This window comes from Flavobacterium sp. FlaQc-30 (assembly GCF_044005885.1).
Classification (GTDB): Bacteria; Bacteroidota; Bacteroidia; order Flavobacteriales; family Flavobacteriaceae; genus Flavobacterium.
In genome coordinates, this window is the sequence record NZ_JBIPCO010000001.1 from 495095 (window position 1) to 516423 (window position 21329).

Sequence of the window (21329 nt, forward strand, 5' to 3'; positions counted from 1 at the left end):
GCCTTTACTATTTTCATTCAAATTATAATTTATCGTTTTCTATTTCTAAACTCTTCTTGCTCGCTTACTTTATTAAACTCTCTAAAGAAGCTTTTGATAGTTTCTAAATTAAACATAACAAACAGAAACATTCCTATAAAAATTGTAATCCAACAGTACAAAATTTTTACTGGTGAAATATCATTAGCCACAACATAAAATACAATTGTTGGCAAAATAGAAACTAATATCGTAAGTCCCAAAGACAACATTAGCGGACTTGTAAAATAGCTGTTAACAGCACCAAAACCAAGCTTTCTAATTATAAAAGCGGCAAATGTTAGAGTTACTAAACCAAACATTATACTTCCAAAACCATAAATAAGCACAGTGTCATTCAGACTGTTAATTTCGTTCTCGTAACCAAAAAAAGTATTAAAGTTGAACTCCATCATATTTCTTATCTTCTGGTGTAACATCAAATAAAGTCTGTGTTTTGTAACCAATTATATTAGCCAAAATAAAATTAGGAAACTCCTGAATCCCTACATTATACAGATTTACACTATCATTAAAAAACTCTCGTCGGTCAGCGATTTTATCCTCCATTTGAGAAACTCTTTTTTGTAATTCTAAAAAGTTACTGTTGGATAACAGCGTTGGATAATTCTCAGAAACTGAAAAAATGCTTTTTAATGATTTCGAAAACTCGTTGGCATTATCAATCTTTTCTTCGACCGTTTTAGCATTTAAAAAATCTGTTCTTAATTTAGTCAAATTAGTAAGCATTGCGGTTTCGTGTTCTGTAAATTTAGACACAATTTTCACCAATTCCGGCACTTCTTCTGCGCGCTGCATCAGGATAACATCAATATTTCTAAATGCTTTTTCATTATTATTTTTCAGCATAACCAGCTTATTATAAATTCTAATAAAAAAATTAAAAAACACAATAATTAGAATTATTCCGATAATTAAGGCAATGTTTTGAACAGTCATATTTTCTTTAATTTAAAATAATATAGATGAGTATAAGTGAGATAAAAAACAGAACGGTTAAAAAAGAATCCAGCAGCGGTTTGTATTTATTTCTAAATGAAATACTCCTTGGAACTGCAATACCAAAAATAGTATCTGCACTATCTTTTTTTATTAATACATTGCCATTATCTGAGGCCGCATAACCTATAAGCAGCATATAATCATCACTTTTCAGGTAGGTTTCAGTATATCTTGTTTTTCCTCCAGACTGATTGTCAATTCTATCAAAATAATATTCTAATCCTTCGCCATCTACCGTAACAGAACCCGTTTCGTCTTTAATTTTAAATTTCCCCGTTTTTACTTCACTGAAAATAGTTGAATATGTTGTTCTGCCGTCATCATCTCTCGGACTTTCTTTTTCTATTTTATACGAATAACCAATGCATGGTTTTTTGAAGTAAGGAGAAATTATAGGTTCGATTTCCTCCAAATCTCCTTCAATTTCTACTAAACCCATAGCAATTGCATCTATTTTTGATGTTGGCAAAATAGACTGCATTTTATAAAATTTGCTTTTACCGCTTGGAAAAAATATTGAACTAACAAGTATAAATCCAGGAATAATTAAAAACAGAAGCTTTAAATTCTCAGTTACAGCCAGCCCATAAAAAGCTCCAATAATACAAACTAAAACAAAGAATCCGAGAAGTTTATCCCTTAATTTCGTTTTTGGAATATTGTGAATCCTATTGAATTTTTCTCTTTCAATCTTTTCTTGTTTACTGCTTTTAATTCCTGAATAAATCATTCCGATGATTCCGAATAGAAAAACAGAGACAAACAGTAATAATATAACCGCAAATGGATATCCTGGATCAATTAAAAAACTCACACCAACTGTAAGCGGACATAAAACAAAAAACAACCAGTTAGGAAATTTCAAGTTATAAAGTCCCGAAAAAATTACGGTTTGAAATAAAGCGACACCCATACTAAAGAGCATTAAAAAAACAACCACTCCAGCATCGGCTTTGTTTTGAGTAAGAAATGCAAAAAATTCGTTCATATTTACAATGCTATAATTTGGATATTCTTTTACAGAATTCCTTAAAATACAATTTCAACTTCTTTAGAAAGCAGTTTTCTTAAGCGATTCCTTTCTAAATCTGAAATTGGATTATGACTTAAATCAAGACCAATCAGTTTGTGCAATTTATTGATATCATTTGGAATTTCACTAATTTCATTATGACTTAAAACTAAGAATTTCAAATTCTTAAACTGTAAAATCTCCTCTGGAAATTTACTTAGTTTATTTTTTGATAAATCGAGTTCAATAACTAACTGCGGCTTTAACTTTGCTTCGGCCAAATCATAAAAAGTCGATCTTTCCTTTTTCTCCTCTTCTTTATTTCTCACCAAGAAACCAAAACCAATTACACTTAATACAGAAACAAAAAAGATACACAAGAAAGCGACCCAAATGGGATCTTCATTTTTTTCGGTTGTAAAAAGTCTCAAATAAATATAATATGCCATTCCGAAAAACAACACCAAAAACAAACCGATAAAGATTAAATACAGAAGATATTTAAAAAACGAAAGAATAATGTGTTTTAGTTTTGTTGTGTTTTTTGCAAACAATGAATAACCTATCAAAGCAAAAATAAAAAGCCAAAAAATAAGCAATCCGATTTTTGCTACGTCATTATCACTTTCGATAATTTTAAATGAGATAAAAGTGGGAAACATTAAAGCAAACCAAACAATAAATCCAGCAATTCCGATAGAAAAACAGCCTAATTTATATTCACTCTTTGACGATCTAAGCCACAAATAAGCTATTAAAAAAGACAAAAGAGCAACTCCTATAAAAGCATATCCAAAAGGCGTAAGTCCTGCTAAAAAAAATAAAGGCATTTTATTGAATTATATATTACTCATTGATATCAAATACAAATCTAAATAAATTACTACAAATTCAATACAAAAAAACCGCTTCTTCCAAATATTGAAAAAAGCGGTTTATTAATAAATCTTCTATGTTTACAAATCAAATTTAATTCCTTGCGCCAATGGCAGACTAGTTGTATAATTAATTGTATTGGTTTGACGACGCATATAAATTTTCCAAGCATCAGAGCCAGATTCGCGCCCGCCGCCAGTTTCCTTTTCACCGCCAAAAGCACCGCCAATTTCAGCACCCGAAGTCCCGATATTTACATTTGCAATTCCGCAGTCAGAACCTACAACCGATAAAAATCTTTCGGCTTCGCGTAAATTGTTAGTCATAATTGCTGATGACAATCCTTGTGCAACACCATTTTGAATTTCGATTGCAGCATCAACATCTCCAGAATATTTAATCAAATATAAAACCGGAGCAAAAGTTTCATGCTGTACAATTTCGAATGAGTTTTTAGCTTCGGCAATTGCAGGCTTAACATAACAGCCGCTTTCGTAACCTTCGCCTGAAAGTACTCCGCCTTCAACAAGAATTTTTCCACCTTCAGCAACTACTTTATTTAAAGCAAGTGCATACATTTCTACAGCATGTAAATCGATAAGCGGTCCAACATGATTATTTTCGTCAAGCGGATTTCCAATTCGCAATTGTTTGTAAGCCGTTACCAATGCCTCTTTTACTTTATCATAAATACTTTCGTGGATAATCAATCTTCGAGTAGATGTGCAACGTTGCCCTGCAGTTCCAACAGCGCCAAAAACAGCACCTATAACTGTCATTTTAATATCGGCATCTGGAGTTACAATAATAGCATTGTTCCCTCCTAGCTCCAACAATGATTTCCCTAAACGACCAGCAACAGTCTGCGCTACGATTTTTCCCATTCGTGTAGAACCAGTTGCTGATACCAGCGGAATACGAGTATCTTTTGTCATCAACTCTCCTATTTTATAATCGCCATTTATCAAACAAGAAATACCTTCTGGAAGATTATTTTCTTTAATAACCTGAGCGATTATATTTTGGCACGCAATACCGCAAAGTGGTGTTTTTTCAGAAGGTTTCCAAACGCAAACATCACCAGAAATCCAAGCTAAAGCCGTATTCCACGACCAAACTGCAACTGGAAAATTAAATGCCGAAATAATTCCCACAACTCCCAATGAGTGATATTGTTCGTACATACGGTGTCCTGGTCTTTCAGAATGCATCGTTAATCCGTGTAACTGGCGTGATAATCCAACAGCAAAATCACAGATATCGATCATTTCCTGAACTTCTCCATAACCTTCCTGCAAAGATTTTCCCATTTCGTATGAAACCAATTTACCAAGAGCCTCTTTATTCTCGCGCAATTTTTGCCCAAACTGACGTACAATTTCTCCACGCTGTGGTGCGGGAATTAAACGGAATATCTTGAAAGCTTCAGTTGCAGATTGCATTACTTTTTCATAATCTTCAAGTGTAGAAGTCTTTACAGACGCAATTAATTTTCCGTCAACAGGAGAAAAACTATCTAAAATCTCACCCGATGAAAAATTTTCTATTCCTGTAGAAGTTCCTTCATTTACTTGTTTTATTCCTAGCTTTTCAAGTGCTTCATTTATGCCAAATTGTGATGCTATTGTTGTCATTGTAACTTTTTTAGTTAAAATTGTTATATTAATACGTAAAGATATTATTTTAAAATTACTTTCTAATAAATCAGAATAGTTAAAATCAGAGTAAATTTAAGGCTATTTAATAGTAATAACAGAATCAAAGCCTGCTTTATTCAGTAAATTTGATGAAATTTGCTTTTCTAAAATAAAAAACATGAATCTTTTTAAACGTCTTGTACTCTGCCTTATATTAGTTACACTAAATGCCTTTTCTCAAAAAGATCAAAAAACTTCGTTTCAAGTCGTTCCATTGGGTGTAAAAGGCGGAATTGACGAAAAAAATCTTTCTGCTTATTTGCTTGCTCCTCTACATACAAACGACTTTATCTGTCTAGATGCAGGAACCATAAATGCTGGAATTGAAGTTGCCATAAAAAATAAAGTTTTTAAAGTTTCAACCAGTGAAGTTTTGCGAAAATATATAAAAGGCTATTTTATTTCACATGCTCATTTAGATCACGTTTCTGGCTTAATCATAAATTCTCCTGCAGATTCTTCTAAGACAGTTTATGCAACTGAAAAATGCATGGAAATGATGGAAAATCATTATTTTAATGATCAAACTTGGGCAAATTTTGGAGATAAAGGCCCTGGAACTCCTTTGAAAAAATATCATTTTGAGACTTTAAAAACCAACCTTGAAACGCCGATTACGAACACTCAAATGACGGTAAAAGCTTTTCCGTTAAGTCACGTCAATCCGTTTGAGAGCACTGCATTTTTAATAAAAAATGGAGATTCATATGTTTTATATTTAGGTGATACGGGACCTGACGCAGTTGAAAAAAGTGATAATCTTAAAAATTTATGGACAGCAGTTGCTCCTCTTATTAAAAACAAACAATTGAAAGGAATTTTTATTGAAGTTTCCTTTCCCAATGAACAGCCTGATCAATTTTTGTTTGGACATTTAACGCCCAATTATCTAATGAAAGAACTTCATGTTTTAGAAGGATTAGCAGGAAAAGGAAGTCTAAAAGATTTCAACATTATCATAACACATTTGAAACCGCCTGCTAAGAATATTGTGAAACTAAAAGAGCAAATTAAAAATCAAAATGATTTAGGGGTGAAGATTATTTATCCTGAACAAGGGGTAAAATTTAATCTTTAAGCAATACGTGTTTGTAGGTTAATTTTTATATTTTTACCAAATAATCAAAATTTAGTAATGAAAATTGTTTGGTCAAAAAAAGCAAATTCCACCTTTTATCATATCCAATATTATTTAGAACAATATTGGACCATACTAATAACACAAAAATTCATCAAAGACACATTACATATTATTACTTTACTTGAAAAAAATCCTCAATTAGGTAAATACAATGCAGAACTAGAATGCCGGGAATTAGTTATTTCAAAACAGGTTAAATTATATTATGAAATAAAAGAAAATGACATAATATTAATCACTTTCTCAAATAATCGTCAAAAGCCTATTAGATTTCTAAATCTGTGAAATTTTAGATGAGTTTTTTACTTTTTAATTCTTTTAGCATTTCCTCATGAGTTATATAATCTCCATTCATATAATCTAATTTCCCTTGTGCAATATCTGCTTTCAACTCAAGCATAAAATTTTCTTCCGGAGAAAGAATTTTTGCAATTGAAAGCATTTCATCGGGAGTAAAAGTCTGAGTTTTTAATTTTCGGTAAAATGTTGGACTTGGAATACCAATTTGTTCAATGATGTAATTTTTCTTAAAAGGAGATTTTGTCATTAAATCTTCAATATCATTAACAATATTTTTATAAGCAAGAATTTCCAGTATCATAATTGATTTGTTTTTATATCATTTATGATACAAATATACATCAAAAACAACATGAAACACTTTTTTTGAATGAAAATTCACCAAAAAAAAGCCGACAAATTTAAAAATTTGTCGGCTTTCATACTTAATATCAATCCGTTATTTTTTTGCCGTAAATCTAGGATCGGTTTCCATTACAGTGCCGCATTTATCACAAGTTCTTAATTCTTCAGAATTGTAAAAATGCTCGAAGTGCGGAAGAAAGTCTTTCTCTATATTATGCAGTTCAAAAAACACTTCGTATAGTTTATGATTGCAGTTATCACAATGCCATAACAATCCATCAGTATATCCTTTTCCTGCACGTTTGCGCTCAATTACTAAACCTATTGAACCTTCGGAACGAACTGGAGAATGCGGAATTTTAGCGGGATGAAGATACATATCGCCAGCATTCAGCTCCATTTCCTTGCGCTCGCCATCTTCTTGAATTACCACTTTTATACTGCCTTCTAATTGATAAAAAAGCTCTTCGGTTTCATTATAATGATAGTCTTTTCTTGCATTTGGCCCTGCAACTATCATTACGATATAGTCGCCTGAATCTACATAAAGGTTTTTATTTCCAACTGGCGGCTTTAATAATTGTCTGTTTTCTTCAATCCATTTAGTAAGATTGAACGGTTTTGCTATGGCCATTTTATAAATTTTATGAGAAGCTAAGATAATGAAATTGTAGAGATGCTCTGCAAAGTTTGCCTTTACAATTTTTCTTTAATCAAATAAATATAAACTGGAAAATGATCACTAAAACCTGCTTCTTCTAGTGTATTCCGTAACGGATATCCTTTATATTTTCCAGAGGTTTGAATTAAATACGGTCTATTAAAAATTCCTGCTTTCCAAAATTTGAATGTAGAAAAATCTGAACTTATCAGAGATCCTGTCATCATAATTTGATCAAAAATATCCCATGAATCTCTAAAAGCCAAAGTTCCCATTCCTTTCTCAGCCATTTCTTCAAATGGATTAAAAATATAAAGTTCTCGAACTTCCGCTTTTTTTGCCTTTGCTCCTAAAGCTGTTTTAATACTTTTATTGAAAGGACCATCATTTAAATCTCCCATTGTAATTACTTTCGCATTTGGATTTATTTGTTGCAATGAATCTATAATCTTACGATTTAATCTTCCCGCTGCTTCACGAAATGTACTACTTGCTTTTTCTCCTCCTGATCTCGAAGGCCAATGATTGACAATAATATGAATCTCTTCCTCTTCAAGAAAACCAGTAATTAAAAGCTGATCTCTTGTGAATATCCTGTTTTTAACTTCCGTTTTAGTTTCGATATCTCCTAAATCTTCATTTTTATCTTCCTGGATAGCGGCTTTTTTTTTATAGATAAGCAACGGAATGTTAGCAAACGATGTTGGTCTAAAATATTTCTTTTGATACAAAAGCGCAACATCAATACCACGTTGGTCGGGCGAATCAAAATGAATAATTCCGTAATCAAATCCAGCTATCTTTTCTTGCTTTATCAAATCTTCGAGCACGCCTCTATTTTCAACTTCGGAGCATCCTAATAAAATAGGTGCATTAGAATTTTCTGGTGTTCCAATTTCTGAAATAACTCGTGAAAGGTTTTTTAGTTTTTGATCGTACTTTTCTTTTGTCCAATGTTGAGCGCCAGTTGGTGTCCATTCATCATCATTTGTACTTATATCATCATAAATATCAAAAAGATTTTCAAAATTGTAAAAAGCAACTGTATGTATATTATATTTTTTTGATTGAGCTTTTGAAATAAAAATTACAAAAAAGGCAAGTAAAAAAAAGTGAAGTTTAATAATTTGCATAACTTTAAAAATTAAAGTGCCAATTTAAACAAAATGTAAGAAAATTCAATATTTTTATTTTGAATAATTATTATATTTGTTAATTCTATAACTAAAAAACCGCAGAAGAATTATGAAAAGCCAGCCCACAATCTTAAAATATTTTAACTACACTAAACTGGCATTTCTTATTTTTGCTTTACAATCATTTACCTGTCAATCTCAACAAAACATGATAACACCACCTTATTTACAAAAAGGAGATACTGTCGCACTTTTGGCAACAGCCCGAAAAAACATCGATGACAATTTAAAACCAACTATAGATTTATTGCGCAGCTGGGGTTTAGAAGCCGTAATAGGCTCAACAATCGGGCTTGATTTTAATCAGCTTGCGGGTACAGACGAGCAGCGTGCTGCTGATTTTCAAAAACAATTAGACAATCCAAATATTAAAGCAATTTGGTGCGTGCGCGGTGGTTATGGTACCGTTCGAATGCTTGATTTGTTAGATTTTACAAAATTCAAACAACATCCAAAATGGGTTATTGGCTTTAGTGATGTTACTGTCTTGCATAATCATTTAAATACAATGGGTTACAAATCGATACATGGTATTATGCCGGTTACAGTAGCTCGCGCAACTCCGGCAGCAGTCAGTTCGATGAAAGCCAGTTTGTTCGGTGAACCGCTTTCTTATACAATTGGTCCAGATAAAATGAATCGTTTTGGTAAAGCTACAGGCGAATTGGTTGGTGGTAATTTATCTATTCTTTACAGTTTATTAGGTTCGCAATCGGCAATTGATTGTAAGGATAAAATTTTATTTATTGAAGATCTAGATGAATACTTATACCATATTGACCGAATGATGATGAATTTACGTCGTAATGGCTGCATCGAAAATCTAAAGGGCATTATGATTGGCGGAATGACCAAAATGAAAGACAATGAAGTGCCATGGGGTAAAAATGCATTAGAAATTATTGACGACGTTACTAAGAAATATAATATCCCAGTAATCTTCAATTTTCCTGCAGGACACATTCAGGACAATAGAGCTTTGATAATGGGAAGTACAATTTCTATTGATGTCAATGCAGCTGGAAGTACCGTTACTTTTCAGAAATAGCACTATTTAATATTTAATAAATACCACATTAAAATCTCGCAAAGACGCGAAGTTGCAAAGGATAATTAAAACTTTGCGACTTCGCGTCTTTGCGTGCAAAAAACTTGAAACCTGAAACTTCGAACTTGAAACTAAAAACTAAACTATGGCAGAACACAATGAACTTGGCAAAATAGGAGAAGATCTGGCTGCTGCATATCTTGAGGAAAATGGCTATAAAATCTTAGAACGAAACTGGACTTTTCAAAAAGCAGAAATAGATATTATTGCCCAAAAAGAAAATATTTTAGCCGTTGTTGAAGTGAAGACAAGATCAAGCTTAGATTTTGGATCTCCGCAAGATTTTGTTAAGCCAAAAAAAATTCAACTATTAGTAAAAGCAGTAAATGCCTATATAAACGATAGGGAAAAGGATTTTGGAGGTGATTTAAACATTCGTTTTGACATCGCCGCGATCCATAAAACGCAGGAAACATTTGCAATTGAACATTTTACAGATGCTTTTTATCACTTTTAACATAATTTTTTATTGTTATAATTCTAACAAATTGTTTTTTTATTTATCTTTGTAGAGATTTATAACATAAATTAACTAAACCAACCCAATTAAGTTACAAAAAAAAAGAAAAAAAATTATGAAAACCGTTTCTTCAATCGTCGAAAATTACATTAAAACAAAACCCTTTTTATTGAACGCGTTATCGCTTGGAATTATCAATTTAACATCTCTTTCTCGGAACATCATGACGGAACTAGAAAGTGAATTTGGTAAGGAAGTAAAACAAGGTGCTGTTGTAATGTCGTTGAAACGACTGACTGAAGAATTGGATTTTAAATTAAATCATAAGATCAATAAGGTCATTAAAAACATAGGCGAAATTACTGTAAGATCTGAATTGACAGATTACACTTTTGCTGCTTCAGAAACTGTTTTAAACAAACAGGCTGATTTAATTTCTGATATTAATGCCTTATCTGATATTTTTTATACTTCGTCTCGTGGTGTAAATGAAACTAATATTGTGGTGAGCAGCAGTGTAAATCATTTAGTTGAAAAACACTTTATGCGCGAAAAATTAATTCAGAAATTAGACAATCTGGCTTCTATTACGGTAAAATTACCAAAAGAAAACATCGTAGTTCCTGGTATTTATTATTTCATTTTTCAACGTTTGGCTTGGGAAGGAATAATCATAAACGAGGTAATTTCGACTTCAAATGAATTTACTATTTTAGTTGGTGAAGATCAAGTTGACGTTGCTTTTAAAGTTATTAAAGACTTAAAAAACTAATTAAAAACTATACAAACACAAAAGGGGCGCATGATGATGCGCCCTTTTTTATTAGGAAAAAATCTGAGTGACATCCCGAATTTTGATATTGCTTGGGAATTTCATTTATTTACATCAGAAAATTAATCCTAAAAAAACCATGAAAAAAAAACTACTCCTATTATCAACCCTATTAACCGCAGTGTTTTTTGTTTCCTGCTCAAGTGATAATTCCGGAGATAACCCGCCTCCAGTTGTAGCGCAACCGTTACCTATTACAATTTCAGCTGCTTCTTCTGAATTTCTTATTCCAGGAGAAAATTTAGAAATTACAGGAACCAATTTTGTCAATAAAGACTATCCAACCAAAATCTTTATTAATAATACAGTAATAACTCCAAAAGAAATTTCAAATACTAAGATCATTTTAACAGTCCCAACTGACTTAACAACGGGAACAAACACTTTAAAACTACAAATCAACTCTTTAAACAGTAGTCCTATCAGTTTTTTTACTATGGCGAAAGGATGGAATAAATTAACTCTTCTTGGGAATGTAGATATCCAATCCTCCAGCGCTCTTGAAAGCAGTAACACTATATTCTCGTATATAAATAGTATTACATCTAATGATGGAAGTTTTTCTGGAGCAGCAGCAAAATTAGCTGTAACACCTAGAGGCTATGAACTAGTTAGAATCAATCAGTCAGGAAATTACGGTGATTTTAAAATGGTTGACGAAAAAACAGGTGTTTTAACAAATACTGGTGCAGCATTTTTTACTGATAATGTTTTTGAAACACACAAAAAAGTCAATGTTGATCTATCCTTTAGTCCAGCTATTAACGGTTTAAAAGTAGGTTATCTAGACAGCAAAATCTGTATTCTTACTACTTCAATAAGCGGTCAAATCTACACGACAGACAAAGGATCAACAATTATTAAAAATAACCCTCCTATTTGGGCGGCAAAAGTGGGTACTGGTGGTACTAGTATCAGTGCTAGATTAGGAATCTCTGCCTATGGAAAATCTGTATCTGATAACAAATTCTATCAATTGGGTGTGCTTTACGATCCAAAAAAATATGGTTCAAATAATCTAAAAAATGCAATCCTACAGTCTGAAACGGGTTACAACAACTGGATTGTAAAAGACACCATTTCTAAACAAGTCGACTCAAAAATATATCCAAACACTTATAAGTTTGCAAACATCAATAGAATATTTGGAATAAACAAAACGGACAATACTTTAATGGCATCTACTGATATGCTGCAAACATGGAACGTTGTAAAAACGAATGTAACAGCTTTCTTTCTTAGAACTGACACACAATGGTATATCCAGTCGGGAGATAAATTATTTGTTACAAAAGATTCTGGTGCAACATGGCAAGTAGAATTAGAGTTGCCTGCTGGTTCTGTTGTTAATGACATTGCTTTTTCTAAAACTAAGATTATAGTTTCTGGAAACAAAGGTTTACATTACGTAAAATTTGAATAATAATTAGATTTTTATTTCATTAAAAAAATGGCGTATAAGATTTTTATACGCCATTTTAAGCTTTTACTTCTCAGCATTTACTCTCCCAGCATCTCCATCAATTCCAAAGCTCTTTTAGTCGATTTTACATTGTCAAAAGTCAATAAAAGTCGTAAGCCGTTAGGTGTTTGTTTTTCTTTCATCGTACAAAGATTACTGTGGGTTTGCACAAACTTTATTACTTTATGAAAACGCTTTGATTGATAATAATCTGATTGTTGGTCAGAAACAAAATAGCCAATCATTTTACCTTTTTTCATTACCAATTTTTCAATTCCTACTGCAGTAGCAATCCATTTGATGCGAATACTATTCATCAATGCATTCGCACGCGGAGGCATTGGACCAAAACGGTCAATTAATTTGTTTTGAAAAACAATTAATTCTTCTTCGTTTTTCACAGAACCCAATTCGTTATACAAACTCAAACGTTCGGTAACATTATTGATATATTCATCAGAAAATAACAACTCAAAATCCGTATCAATTTGTAGATCTTTTACATATTCTTTCGTTTCAATATCGTTCTCTTCAGGATATAAATCTTTGAATTCGTTTTCCTTCAATTCTTCAATGGCTTCGTTCATGATTTTTTGGTACGTGTCAAAACCAATTTCGTTTATGAAACCGCTTTGTTCCCCTCCCAATAAATCTCCAGCTCCACGAATTTCAAGATCTTTCATCGCAATATTGAAACCGCTTCCTAATTCGCTGAACTGTTCCAAAGCCTGAATACGCTTTCTAGCGTCTTCGGTCATGGATGAATACGGCGGACAAATGAAATAACAGAATGCTTTTTTATTGCTTCGACCAACACGGCCGCGCATTTGGTGCAAATCTGATAAACCAAAATTATTGGCATTATTGATAAAAATCGTGTTGGCATTTGGTACGTCCAATCCACTTTCGATAATTGTAGTTGCAACCAAAACATCAAAATCACCGTTCATGAAACCTAACATCAATTCCTCGAGTTTAGCACCGTCCATTTGTCCGTGACCAATTCCAACTCTCGCATTTGGAACCAAACGCTGAATCATTCCAGCGACTTCTTTTATATTTTCAATTCTATTATTGATGAAGAAAACCTGTCCGTTTCGCTGAATTTCATACGAAATTGCATCACGAATAATTTCTTCATTAAAACCAACAACATTCGTTTCAATAGGATATCTATTTGGCGGAGGCGTTGTAATTACCGATAAATCACGCGCTGCCATTAATGAAAACTGAAGTGTTCTCGGAATTGGCGTTGCTGTTAATGTCAACGTATCAACATTGGCAGCGATGGTTTTAAGTTTATCTTTTACGTTAACTCCAAACTTTTGTTCCTCATCGACAATCAATAAACCTAAATCTTTAAAAACTACATTTTTGTTTACTAATTGATGTGTTCCAATTACAATATCGAGTTTTCCTTCGGCCAAATCTTTTAGCGTCTGTGTCTTTTGTTTTGCCGTTCTAAATCTATTCAAATAGCCTATTGTAACGGGCATATCTTTTAATCGTTCTGTAAAAGTTCTATAATGCTGATAAGCCAAAATAGTGGTCGGAACCAAAACCGCCACTTGTTTACTGTTATCGACAGCTTTAAAAGCAGCACGAATTGCAACTTCCGTTTTTCCGAAACCTACGTCACCGCAAACCAAACGATCCATTGGGCGATCGCTTTCCATATCGGCTTTTACTTCTTGCGTCGATTTAGTTTGATCAGGTGTGTCTTCATAAATAAACGAACTTTCTAATTCGTTTTGCAAATAACTATCCGGTGCAAACTGAAAACCTTTTTCTAATCTTCGTTTTGCATACAACTGAATTAAATTGAAGGCAATATGCTTAACTCGCGCTTTGGTTTTTTGTTTTAAAACTTTCCAAGCGTTCGATCCAAGTTTATAGATTTTTGGAGGCGTTCCGTCTTTTCCGTTGTATTTAGAAATTTTATGAAGCGAGTGAATGCTTACGTAAACAATATCATTATCGGCATAAACCAGTTTTATGGCTTCCTGCGTTTTACCTTCAACCTGAATTTTCTGCAAACCGCCAAATTTTCCGATTCCGTGGTCAATATGCGTAACATAATCGCCAACAGAAAGTGCCGTTAATTCTTTTAACGTAATATTCTGCTTTTTCGAATAGCCGTTTTTAATGTTGAATTTATGATAACGCTCAAAAATCTGATGATCTGTGTAAGCAGTTATTTGATTTTCTTCGTCAATAAAACCTTGGTATAAAGGCAATACAATAGTATTATATTGCTTTCTAATATTCTCAGAATTAGCTTCGTCTAAACTTTCAAAAATATCATGAAAACGTTTCGCCTGTGTCTCGTTTGAACAGAATAAATAATTTTTATATCCGTTAAAATGATTGTCACTCAGATTGTTCAGCAATAAATCAAATTGTTTGTTGAAAGATGGCTGCGGCTGAAAATGAAATTCGAACTTTTTAGTTATCTTAAAAATTGGCTTTGAAGCCAATTCAACAATCGAAAAATCTAAAGCTCGCTTAATAAACGAAGCTTGATTTAAGAATAGTTTTTCTGGCTCGGCATGTTTTATTTCTTTGGACAATTTCTCAAAAGCTTCTTCTGCTCTTGCAAATTGTTTGTCTAACTGACTAAAAAGTCCGTCTGTATTTTGAATGAAAAGAACTGTTTTTTCGGCAATATAATCTAAAAAGCTTTCGCGATTTTCCTGAAAAATCTTGTTTTCGACATTCGGGATAATAGTGATTTTTTTATGCGTTTCTACAGACAATTGGGTTTCAACATCAAAACTTCTGATACTGTCTACTTCGTTTCCAAAAAACTCTATTCTGTACGGATGATCGTTTGAGAAAGAGAAGACATCTACAATTCCTCCACGAACCGAAAATTCTCCGGGTTCTGTAATAAAATCGACTCTTTTAAATTCGTATTCAAACAAAACTTCATTGATGAAATCAATTGAAATTTTATCGTTTAAAGCTACTTTTAAAGTGTTTTTATCAAGTTCTCTTCTTGTAACTACTTTTTCAAAAAGTGCTTCTGGATATGTAACAATTACAGCTGGTTTTTTTCGAGAATTGATTCGGTTTAAAACCTCAGCACGAAGTAAAACATTCGCATTATCTGTTTCCTCAATATGGTACGGACGACGAAATGAAGCGGGATAAAATAAAACATCTTGCTCGCCAATCATCTGCTCTAAATCATTCAAATAATAAGCAGCTTCTTCTTTGTTGTCTAAAACAATCAAAAAAGGCAATTCTGTTTTCTTAAAGACAGAGCGAATTATAAATGAAACCGCAGATCCTAACAATCCGCTAAGATTCATTTTTACCTGATTTCCCTCCAGTAAACTTGTGGCAATCTGCTGTGCTTTTGGCAAATTGTCATAGGTAGTATATAAGGCGTTTTTACTCAACTTTTGGTGCGTTTTGATCTATGTTTTGTATGGGTGACTGAGGTGCGTTTGAACTTGGAATCGCACGCGTCGTATCTAACATTTTTAAAAAATCCTCTTCTCCTTCTTCTTTTGGAATTTTATTTTTCTCAACAATTTTATCCATTTGTCTTTCTAAAGAAACTAATTCTTTATTAATTTCTCCAATTAAAAAAGCGACTTTATCATCTGGTATTTTACTCAAATGAATAAACAAATCCAACATTCTAACTTTTGTAATTAAAATTGAGATTCGGCTTCTTATTTGAGGCAGATTAAATTCAGCAGGAATATTATTGTTTAAAGCCATTGCTTTTTTTGAAATGGCAGTAGATTTTTTCTGAAATGCACCAATAGTTTTTCTTGGCTTATCTCCAATCTCTTTCATAAAATCACGCCATTCTGTCCAGGCTCTCACATTTTGTTCCGAAATTTCATTGATTGGCTCGTCAATAAAAATCCATGCTTTATTGATGTTATTAAAAATTTTTTCATTCTTTTTAGCTTCTTTTGCATTTTCAGCTTGACGCTTTTCGTCTTGGTTTTGGCAAGATTGAAGCACTAAAATCAAAAGCAGAAATACTGCTATTTTATATTTCATTTCATAAAATGTTAGATCGCAAAGTTACAAAGTAAATTTACAATTACGAATTCTGATTTTTGCTAAAGATTCTATAAATCAAGGTTATTTTTTTATCATCGATTTTAAGTGATAAACTCATTTTCTACAGGATTTATTATCCTAAAAAAGCCTTTAAAAAAACACTCAAAAAGCACAAAGACACATTTCTTAAACAGAGAATTATCCAACAAACAAACTTTTTTGTTATTGAATTTATAAATTATGATTCTAAAAAACGTACGTAATTACGAAAACGTTATATTTGTGTCTCTAAAAAAAACCATCTAAAAATGAATCCAAAAATATTAATCATTGGCGCTTGCGGTCAAATTGGGACTGAGCTGACTCAAAAATTGCGCAAACTTTACGGAACCGAAAATGTAATCGCTTCTGATATTCGAAAATTAAATACGGATGTTGTTAATTCAGGTCCTTTTGAAGTAGTCAATGCTTTAGATTTTAATCAAATTGAACATCTTGTTGAAGTTCATAAAATCACTGATGTTTATTTGATGGCTGCGCTTTTATCAGCAACTGCTGAAAAAAATCCAGCATTTGCATGGGATTTGAATATGAATTCTCTTTTTCATGTTTTGAATTTAGCAAAAGCAAAAAAAATTCAGAAGATTTTCTGGCCTTCAAGTATCGCTGTTTTTGGCCCTACAACTCCAAAAGAAAATACTCCTCAATATACCGTAATGGAACCTTCGACGGTTTACGGAATTAGTAAACAGGCTGGTGAAAGATGGTGTGAATATTACCATAATATTTACGGCGTTGATGTTCGCAGTATACGTTATCCTGGTTTAATCAGCTGGTCTACTCCTCCGGGCGGCGGAACTACTGATTATGCTGTTGATATTTTCTATAAGGCTATTGCCGATAAAAAATACGAATGCTTTTTATCATCAGAAACTAAAATGCCAATGATGTACATGGATGACGCTATCGATGCTACTATCAACATTATGAAAGCGCCTGTTGAAGAAATAAAAATACATTCGTCATACAATTTAGCCGCTATGAGTTTTACTCCAACTGAAATTGCGGCTGAAATTAAAAAGCATATTCCTGATTTTGAAATTACTTACAATCCTGACTTCCGTCAAAAAATCGCGGACAGCTGGCCAGCAAGTATTGATGACAGTTCTGCAAGAGAAGATTGGAACTGGAAACATACTTTTGATCTTGAATCAATGACAAAAGATATGATTGAGCATTTGAGCTAAATCAAGAAGAAGATTGAATAGCCTCCCCTGCTAAAGCTGGAGGCTATTCAAAAAAATTTATGCCTTAAAACGAAAAAAGTCCCGCTTATTAAACGGGACTTTCTTTTTATTCTTTTTTGAAGATTATTTCACTTCAAAAACATTATTTGTCTGTTTTACATCAGCCATTAATCCGCTTGGATCGATCGTGATTTTTTTGATTGCTGTTTTGTTTTTGTCAATTGTAAAACTATAGTTTTGCTGTGCCCAAGCCCAATCTTCTAAAACTGTTCTTTTTTCGTTTGGATTTGGATTTGGTTTGATAAAGTTCATCATTCTCAACGGAATGTAGAAATTCTCAGAAGTTCCATCAGTATATTCTACTTTCAAATCAATTGGCATTGGCATTCTTCCAATTCTTTCTAATGAAACTGTTGTTTTACCTGCGTAATCGGCAACTTCTTTAATTCCGTAATCAATTGTATTCGTTGTTTGTGCCCAATCTATTAAATACCAGTCTAACTCAGCTCCAGAAACTCTTTCGGCTGTTCTTTTAATATCATTTGGAGTTGGATGCTTGAATTTGAAATCGTTGAAATATCTTTTTAAAGTTTCATCAACATTATCTTTCCCTATTACATATTCTAACTGCGATAAAAAGATACTTCCTTTTACATAAGATGAAATGCTGTAAGGTCTATTTTCATCATAACGATCTCCGTGAGTTGTCTGTGGTTGTTCTTTTCCAGAATTTACTAAACTGTAATACGCTTTGTAATTTCCTACAAAAGGATTTACCTCTTTTTTATCTCCTTTTAATTCGTTCAAAGCACTGTCTTCAATGTAAGTTGTAAAACCTTCGTCCATCCAAGGATGTTTTGACTCATTTGAAGCTAAAATATGTTGAAACCATGAATGTCCTAATTCGTGAGTTGCTGTTCCTAAAATTCCTTCAAGAGTTCCGTTTCCAAGCATTAAAGTACACATTGCATACTCCATTCCGCCATCGCCGCCTTGAATAAATGAATATTGTTTGTACGGATACTGCCCAACTCTATGATTATAATAATCCATAACTTTTACCATTAATGGCTCTAACTGTTTCCAGTTTGCAGTTGTTTTTGGATTGTTTTTGTAAAAGAAATGCAAATCGACATCGTTTGGTCCTTTTACAATATCATGAGTATATTCTTTATCAGCAGCCCATGTAAAATCGTGAACATTTGGTGCGATAAAATGCCATGTTAGTGTTTTTGTTTTTTTAGGATAAACAACTGTTACGCCAGCATCTTCGTAACCGTGACCAATTGTATTTTTGTCTTGCAAATATCCTGAAGCTCCAAGAGTATACTCTTTGTCGATTGTAATTTTAACATCAAAATTACCCCAAACTCCGTGAAATTCTCTCGCTATGTATGGATCTGCGTGCCATCCTTCGAAATCAAATTCGGCTAATTTTGGATACCATTGTGACATTGAAAGTTCAACTCCTTCAGAATTATTTCTTCCTGCACGACGAACCTGCACCGGAACTTGTCCGTCAAAATCTAAAGTAAAAGTAGTTTTAGAATTTGGCAAAATTGGTTTAGGCAAAGTCACTTCCATAATAGTTCCTGAAACTCTTGTTTGTGCTGCAACACCATCTTGTTTGAAATTTGCGATTTTTAAATACCCTATTTCATTTGGTTTTAAAGTTTCAATACGGCTTTGTTTTACTTCTTTTCCATCAGCTCCTTTTACTTTGTTTACCATTCTTCCGTCTGGATCTTTGATAAAATGCAAACGAGCATCCATCTCACTTCCTGGTTGAAAAGCATTTAAAAATAAATGATAAAATACCTTTTTTAAGGTATCTGATGAATTATTGGTATAAACCAATTCTTGTTTTCCTTTGTATTGATAGTTTTTAACATCCATCGAAACCTCCATTTTATAATCGGCGTGTTGCTGCCAATATGAAGCGTTTTGTGCAAAAGCTGGACTTAAACCCAGGCTCAGAAAGGAAAGTAAAATAATTTTTCGCATGACAATTACAATAAAAATGGAAGAGCTGCCGCTCTTCCATTGGATTAGGTTTTATTTATTTTTTATTTCTTCGACATCTTTTCAGCCATCAATAAAGCATTATAGGCGTTTACCATTTTAGCCGTTTTTGATGATTCTACAGAAGAAACCGCTACAGGTTTTTCATCTGGATTTGGATTTTCACCTAAAATAATCTTTGAAGGAAGTGCAACTCCAGAGTCCATTAAAATATGTTTTACCTGAGATGCTTTTAGTTTTGGATAATACGAACGAATTAATGCCGCAACTCCTGCTGCATTTGGAGCCGCCATTGAAGTTCCTTGTAAATATTTGTATTTATTGTTTGGAACTGTTGCATAAATTTCTTCACCCGGAGCAAAAACGTCAACGTTTATTTTTCCGAAATTTGAAAACGGCGCAACAACAGTTTCTCCGTATTCTTTATTAATTGCTCCAATTGTTATTACGTTGTCTGCAAACTCTTTAATGTTATCTTGAGAATCGTTTGGATAATTGATGTTTTTGTTTTCATCGATATTGTAACCGTCGTTACCTGCCGCATGAACGATTAAAACGTCTTTTTTCGCTGCGTACTTAATAGCATCGTAAACCCAATTTTTATGCGGAGAGAAGCTTTTACCAAAACTTCCGTTTATTATTTTTGCACCATTATCAACAGCATAACGAATTGCTAAAGCAATATCTTTATCGTACTCATCTCCATCAGGAACGGCTCTTACTGTTAAGATTTCAACATTTGCAGCGACACCGTCTCCGCCTAAATTATTACCACGAACTTGTGCAACGATTCCCGCTACGTGAGTTCCGTGTAATGCTTTTTCTTTGTCTGGACCAAAAACAATGTTATTTCCGTAATACTTGTTTTTGATATCTTCAGGATTATCACCTACGATTTTTCTTCCATCATAATCTTTATTCAAATTATAATTTAATTGATCGTAAACTTGCTCTTTATATTCTCCAAAATCAGCTTCTGGATCAAATGTTGGACCTGCATTTGTAAATATTTGCGTCATGACCCTTTTACTTTTCAAAACATCTGGATTTGCTGAAGTAATTGTACTTAGATCCTCTATTTTATATGTTGTTTTGTTAAGTTCTTTTTGAATTGTATTATGAAAGCCTAACAACATGTCTACTTGTTCTTTGTCTTTTAAAGCTTTTTCATATTTCTCCGTATACTGTGCTAAAGCTTCTTTGTATTGAGCAGAACCATCATCGCCTTTTTTAACGATACGTGTCATTTCAAGATTTTCATGAACAGCGTTTCCAAGGAAATTCCATCCGTGAACGTCGTCGATAAAACCGTTTTTATCATCGTCGATTCCGTTTCCTGGAATTTCTTTAGTGTTTGTCCAAATCATTCCTTGTAAATCTTCGTGTTCAATATCAACACCAGAATCTACAATTCCTACAATAACTTTTTGACCTTTTTTTCCTTGTAATAGTTCAGCGTAAGCCTTATCAACACTCATACCCGGAATAGAATCTTTGATTAAATCAAGATGACTCCATCTTTTTAGTTCGTTCTCGCTGACTGGTGCTTTTTTAACAACTGTTAATGGCGCTTTAATGAATTCTTTTGAAGTTGAAACTTGCGCTTGCAAAGTAGCACTACAGCCTGCTAAAACAAGTAATGCAAAAGCAGATAATTTAAGAGGTTTTATATGACTCATGTATCTAAAAATAATGTATAGTTAAAAGATGGGACTAAATTATGATTTTTTGTTACAAAAAACTAACCATTAACACTGTGTTATGATTTTTTGAAAACATAAAAACACATGCTAACCCACTTCGTTTCAAATGATTTTGCCCAATTTGATTCAGAAAAAATATTCTAGTTTGTATGCTCTTTCTTTAGATTTAAAAAAACTTTTTCTCTTTACGTCTTCCCGTA

19 protein-coding genes are annotated in these 21329 nt (G+C 32.8%); 7 read left to right on the forward strand and 12 right to left on the reverse strand.

The window, feature by feature from the left end:
- Positions 1-29 precede the first annotated feature (29 nt).
- From ACHRV0_RS02120 to ACHRV0_RS02140, 5 genes are all read right to left on the reverse strand, one after another.
- Positions 30-434 carry a hypothetical protein gene (locus ACHRV0_RS02120; RefSeq protein WP_395439751.1) on the reverse strand — a complete coding sequence of 135 codons (405 nt, stop codon included), beginning with the start codon at positions 432-434 and terminating at the stop codon, positions 30-32.
- Complete coding sequence (locus tag ACHRV0_RS02125; RefSeq protein WP_129026037.1) at positions 415-978, reverse strand: LemA family protein; 564 nt, start codon at positions 976-978, stop codon at positions 415-417. Before ACHRV0_RS02125 ends, ACHRV0_RS02120 begins: the two co-directional genes overlap by 20 nt.
- A 7-nt stretch (positions 979-985) precedes the next feature.
- A complete protein-coding gene (locus tag ACHRV0_RS02130; RefSeq protein WP_395439752.1) occupies positions 986-2029 on the reverse strand; it encodes a hypothetical protein in 1044 nt (347 codons plus the stop codon).
- A 41-nt stretch (positions 2030-2070) separates the two neighbouring features.
- Positions 2071-2883 carry a leucine-rich repeat domain-containing protein gene (locus tag ACHRV0_RS02135; RefSeq protein WP_395439753.1) on the reverse strand — a complete coding sequence of 271 codons (813 nt, stop codon included), beginning with the start codon at positions 2881-2883 and terminating at the stop codon, positions 2071-2073.
- 126 nt (positions 2884-3009) lie between these two features.
- Positions 3010-4563, reverse strand: a complete 1554-nt coding sequence (locus ACHRV0_RS02140) for an aldehyde dehydrogenase family protein (protein ID WP_395439754.1) — start codon at positions 4561-4563, stop codon at positions 3010-3012.
- 181 nt (positions 4564-4744) lie between these two features.
- Between ACHRV0_RS02140 and ACHRV0_RS02145 the strand changes: the two genes are divergently transcribed.
- Together ACHRV0_RS02145 and ACHRV0_RS02150 are read left to right on the forward strand one after the other, a co-directional pair.
- Entirely contained in the window at positions 4745-5704 is a 960-nt protein-coding gene (locus ACHRV0_RS02145) for an MBL fold metallo-hydrolase (protein ID WP_395439755.1), read from the forward strand.
- 57 nt (positions 5705-5761) lie between these two features.
- Positions 5762-6052, forward strand: coding sequence for a type II toxin-antitoxin system RelE/ParE family toxin (locus tag ACHRV0_RS02150; RefSeq protein WP_395439756.1), 291 nt, complete (start codon positions 5762-5764; stop codon positions 6050-6052).
- 4 nt (positions 6053-6056) lie between these two features.
- Here ACHRV0_RS02150 and ACHRV0_RS02155 read toward each other — a convergent pair whose 3' ends face one another.
- The 3 genes from ACHRV0_RS02155 to ACHRV0_RS02165 form a co-directional block, all read right to left on the reverse strand.
- Entirely contained in the window at positions 6057-6368 is a 312-nt protein-coding gene (locus tag ACHRV0_RS02155; RefSeq protein WP_395439757.1) for a hypothetical protein, read from the reverse strand.
- A gap of 138 nt (positions 6369-6506) precedes the next feature.
- Entirely contained in the window at positions 6507-7046 is a 540-nt protein-coding gene (locus ACHRV0_RS02160) for a 3-hydroxyanthranilate 3,4-dioxygenase (protein ID WP_129023455.1), read from the reverse strand.
- Between the two features lie 62 nt (positions 7047-7108).
- Positions 7109-8206, reverse strand: coding sequence for an endonuclease/exonuclease/phosphatase family protein (locus ACHRV0_RS02165; protein WP_395439758.1), 1098 nt, complete (start codon positions 8204-8206; stop codon positions 7109-7111).
- 211 nt (positions 8207-8417) lie between these two features.
- On the opposite strand from ACHRV0_RS02165, the gene ACHRV0_RS02170 reads away from it, so the two are divergent.
- From ACHRV0_RS02170 to ACHRV0_RS02185, 4 genes are all read left to right on the forward strand, one after another.
- Complete coding sequence (locus ACHRV0_RS02170; protein ID WP_395439759.1) at positions 8418-9317, forward strand: LD-carboxypeptidase; 900 nt, start codon at positions 8418-8420, stop codon at positions 9315-9317.
- Positions 9318-9462: 145 nt separating this feature from the next.
- Positions 9463-9834 carry a YraN family protein gene (locus tag ACHRV0_RS02175; protein ID WP_395439760.1) on the forward strand — a complete coding sequence of 124 codons (372 nt, stop codon included), beginning with the start codon at positions 9463-9465 and terminating at the stop codon, positions 9832-9834.
- A 118-nt stretch (positions 9835-9952) separates the two neighbouring features.
- On the forward strand, positions 9953-10609 hold the full coding sequence (locus tag ACHRV0_RS02180) for a hypothetical protein (protein WP_008466087.1): 657 nt from the start codon (positions 9953-9955) through the stop codon (positions 10607-10609).
- Positions 10610-10748: 139 nt separating this feature from the next.
- On the forward strand, positions 10749-12092 hold the full coding sequence (locus ACHRV0_RS02185) for an IPT/TIG domain-containing protein (protein WP_395439761.1): 1344 nt from the start codon (positions 10749-10751) through the stop codon (positions 12090-12092).
- 77 nt (positions 12093-12169) lie between these two features.
- Here the strand turns inward: ACHRV0_RS02185 and mfd are convergent, their stop codons facing one another.
- Together mfd and ACHRV0_RS02195 are read right to left on the reverse strand one after the other, a co-directional pair.
- On the reverse strand, positions 12170-15535 hold the full coding sequence (mfd, locus tag ACHRV0_RS02190; RefSeq protein WP_395439762.1) for a transcription-repair coupling factor: 3366 nt from the start codon (positions 15533-15535) through the stop codon (positions 12170-12172).
- Positions 15528-16154, reverse strand: coding sequence for a hypothetical protein (locus tag ACHRV0_RS02195; protein ID WP_395439763.1), 627 nt, complete (start codon positions 16152-16154; stop codon positions 15528-15530). The genes mfd and ACHRV0_RS02195 overlap by 8 nt, the downstream gene beginning before the upstream one ends.
- Before the next feature lie 311 nt (positions 16155-16465).
- Between ACHRV0_RS02195 and ACHRV0_RS02200 the strand changes: the two genes are divergently transcribed.
- The gene (locus ACHRV0_RS02200) at positions 16466-17404 is read left to right on the forward strand and encodes an L-threonine 3-dehydrogenase (protein ID WP_089053669.1); all 939 of its coding nucleotides are present in this window, start codon (positions 16466-16468) and stop codon (positions 17402-17404) included.
- 123 nt (positions 17405-17527) lie between these two features.
- Here ACHRV0_RS02200 and ACHRV0_RS02205 read toward each other — a convergent pair whose 3' ends face one another.
- The gene (locus ACHRV0_RS02205; protein ID WP_395439764.1) at positions 17528-19408 is read right to left on the reverse strand and encodes a M1 family metallopeptidase; all 1881 of its coding nucleotides are present in this window, start codon (positions 19406-19408) and stop codon (positions 17528-17530) included.
- Between the two features lie 62 nt (positions 19409-19470).
- Positions 19471-21105: a S8 family peptidase gene (locus tag ACHRV0_RS02210; RefSeq protein ID WP_129023464.1), complete on the reverse strand. Its 1635-nt coding sequence runs from the start codon at positions 21103-21105 to the stop codon at positions 19471-19473.
- Positions 21106-21329: the final 224 nt, after the last annotated feature.

Coding starts and splice junctions, on each gene's coding strand:
- ACHRV0_RS02125 (WP_129026037.1), bottom strand. CDS start 978: ATGACTGTTCAAAACATTGCCTTAATTATCGGAATAATTCTAATTATT.
- ACHRV0_RS02135 (WP_395439753.1), bottom strand. CDS start 2,883: ATGCCTTTATTTTTTTTAGCAGGACTTACGCCTTTTGGATATGCTTTT.
- ACHRV0_RS02120 (WP_395439751.1), bottom strand. CDS start 434: ATGATGGAGTTCAACTTTAATACTTTTTTTGGTTACGAGAACGAAATT.
- ACHRV0_RS02165 (WP_395439758.1), bottom strand. CDS start 8,206: ATGCAAATTATTAAACTTCACTTTTTTTTACTTGCCTTTTTTGTAATT.
- ACHRV0_RS02150 (WP_395439756.1), top strand. CDS start 5,762: ATGAAAATTGTTTGGTCAAAAAAAGCAAATTCCACCTTTTATCATATC.
- ACHRV0_RS02185 (WP_395439761.1), top strand. CDS start 10,749: ATGAAAAAAAAACTACTCCTATTATCAACCCTATTAACCGCAGTGTTT.
- ACHRV0_RS02200 (WP_089053669.1), top strand. CDS start 16,466: ATGAATCCAAAAATATTAATCATTGGCGCTTGCGGTCAAATTGGGACT.
- ACHRV0_RS02180 (WP_008466087.1), top strand. CDS start 9,953: ATGAAAACCGTTTCTTCAATCGTCGAAAATTACATTAAAACAAAACCC.
- ACHRV0_RS02145 (WP_395439755.1), top strand. CDS start 4,745: ATGAATCTTTTTAAACGTCTTGTACTCTGCCTTATATTAGTTACACTA.
- ACHRV0_RS02210 (WP_129023464.1), bottom strand. CDS start 21,105: ATGAGTCATATAAAACCTCTTAAATTATCTGCTTTTGCATTACTTGTT.
- ACHRV0_RS02195 (WP_395439763.1), bottom strand. CDS start 16,154: ATGAAATATAAAATAGCAGTATTTCTGCTTTTGATTTTAGTGCTTCAA.
- ACHRV0_RS02160 (WP_129023455.1), bottom strand. CDS start 7,046: ATGGCCATAGCAAAACCGTTCAATCTTACTAAATGGATTGAAGAAAAC.
- ACHRV0_RS02140 (WP_395439754.1), bottom strand. CDS start 4,563: ATGACAACAATAGCATCACAATTTGGCATAAATGAAGCACTTGAAAAG.
- ACHRV0_RS02155 (WP_395439757.1), bottom strand. CDS start 6,368: ATGATACTGGAAATTCTTGCTTATAAAAATATTGTTAATGATATTGAA.
- ACHRV0_RS02205 (WP_395439764.1), bottom strand. CDS start 19,408: ATGCGAAAAATTATTTTACTTTCCTTTCTGAGCCTGGGTTTAAGTCCA.
- ACHRV0_RS02170 (WP_395439759.1), top strand. CDS start 8,418: ATGATAACACCACCTTATTTACAAAAAGGAGATACTGTCGCACTTTTG.
- ACHRV0_RS02175 (WP_395439760.1), top strand. CDS start 9,463: ATGGCAGAACACAATGAACTTGGCAAAATAGGAGAAGATCTGGCTGCT.
- ACHRV0_RS02130 (WP_395439752.1), bottom strand. CDS start 2,029: ATGAACGAATTTTTTGCATTTCTTACTCAAAACAAAGCCGATGCTGGA.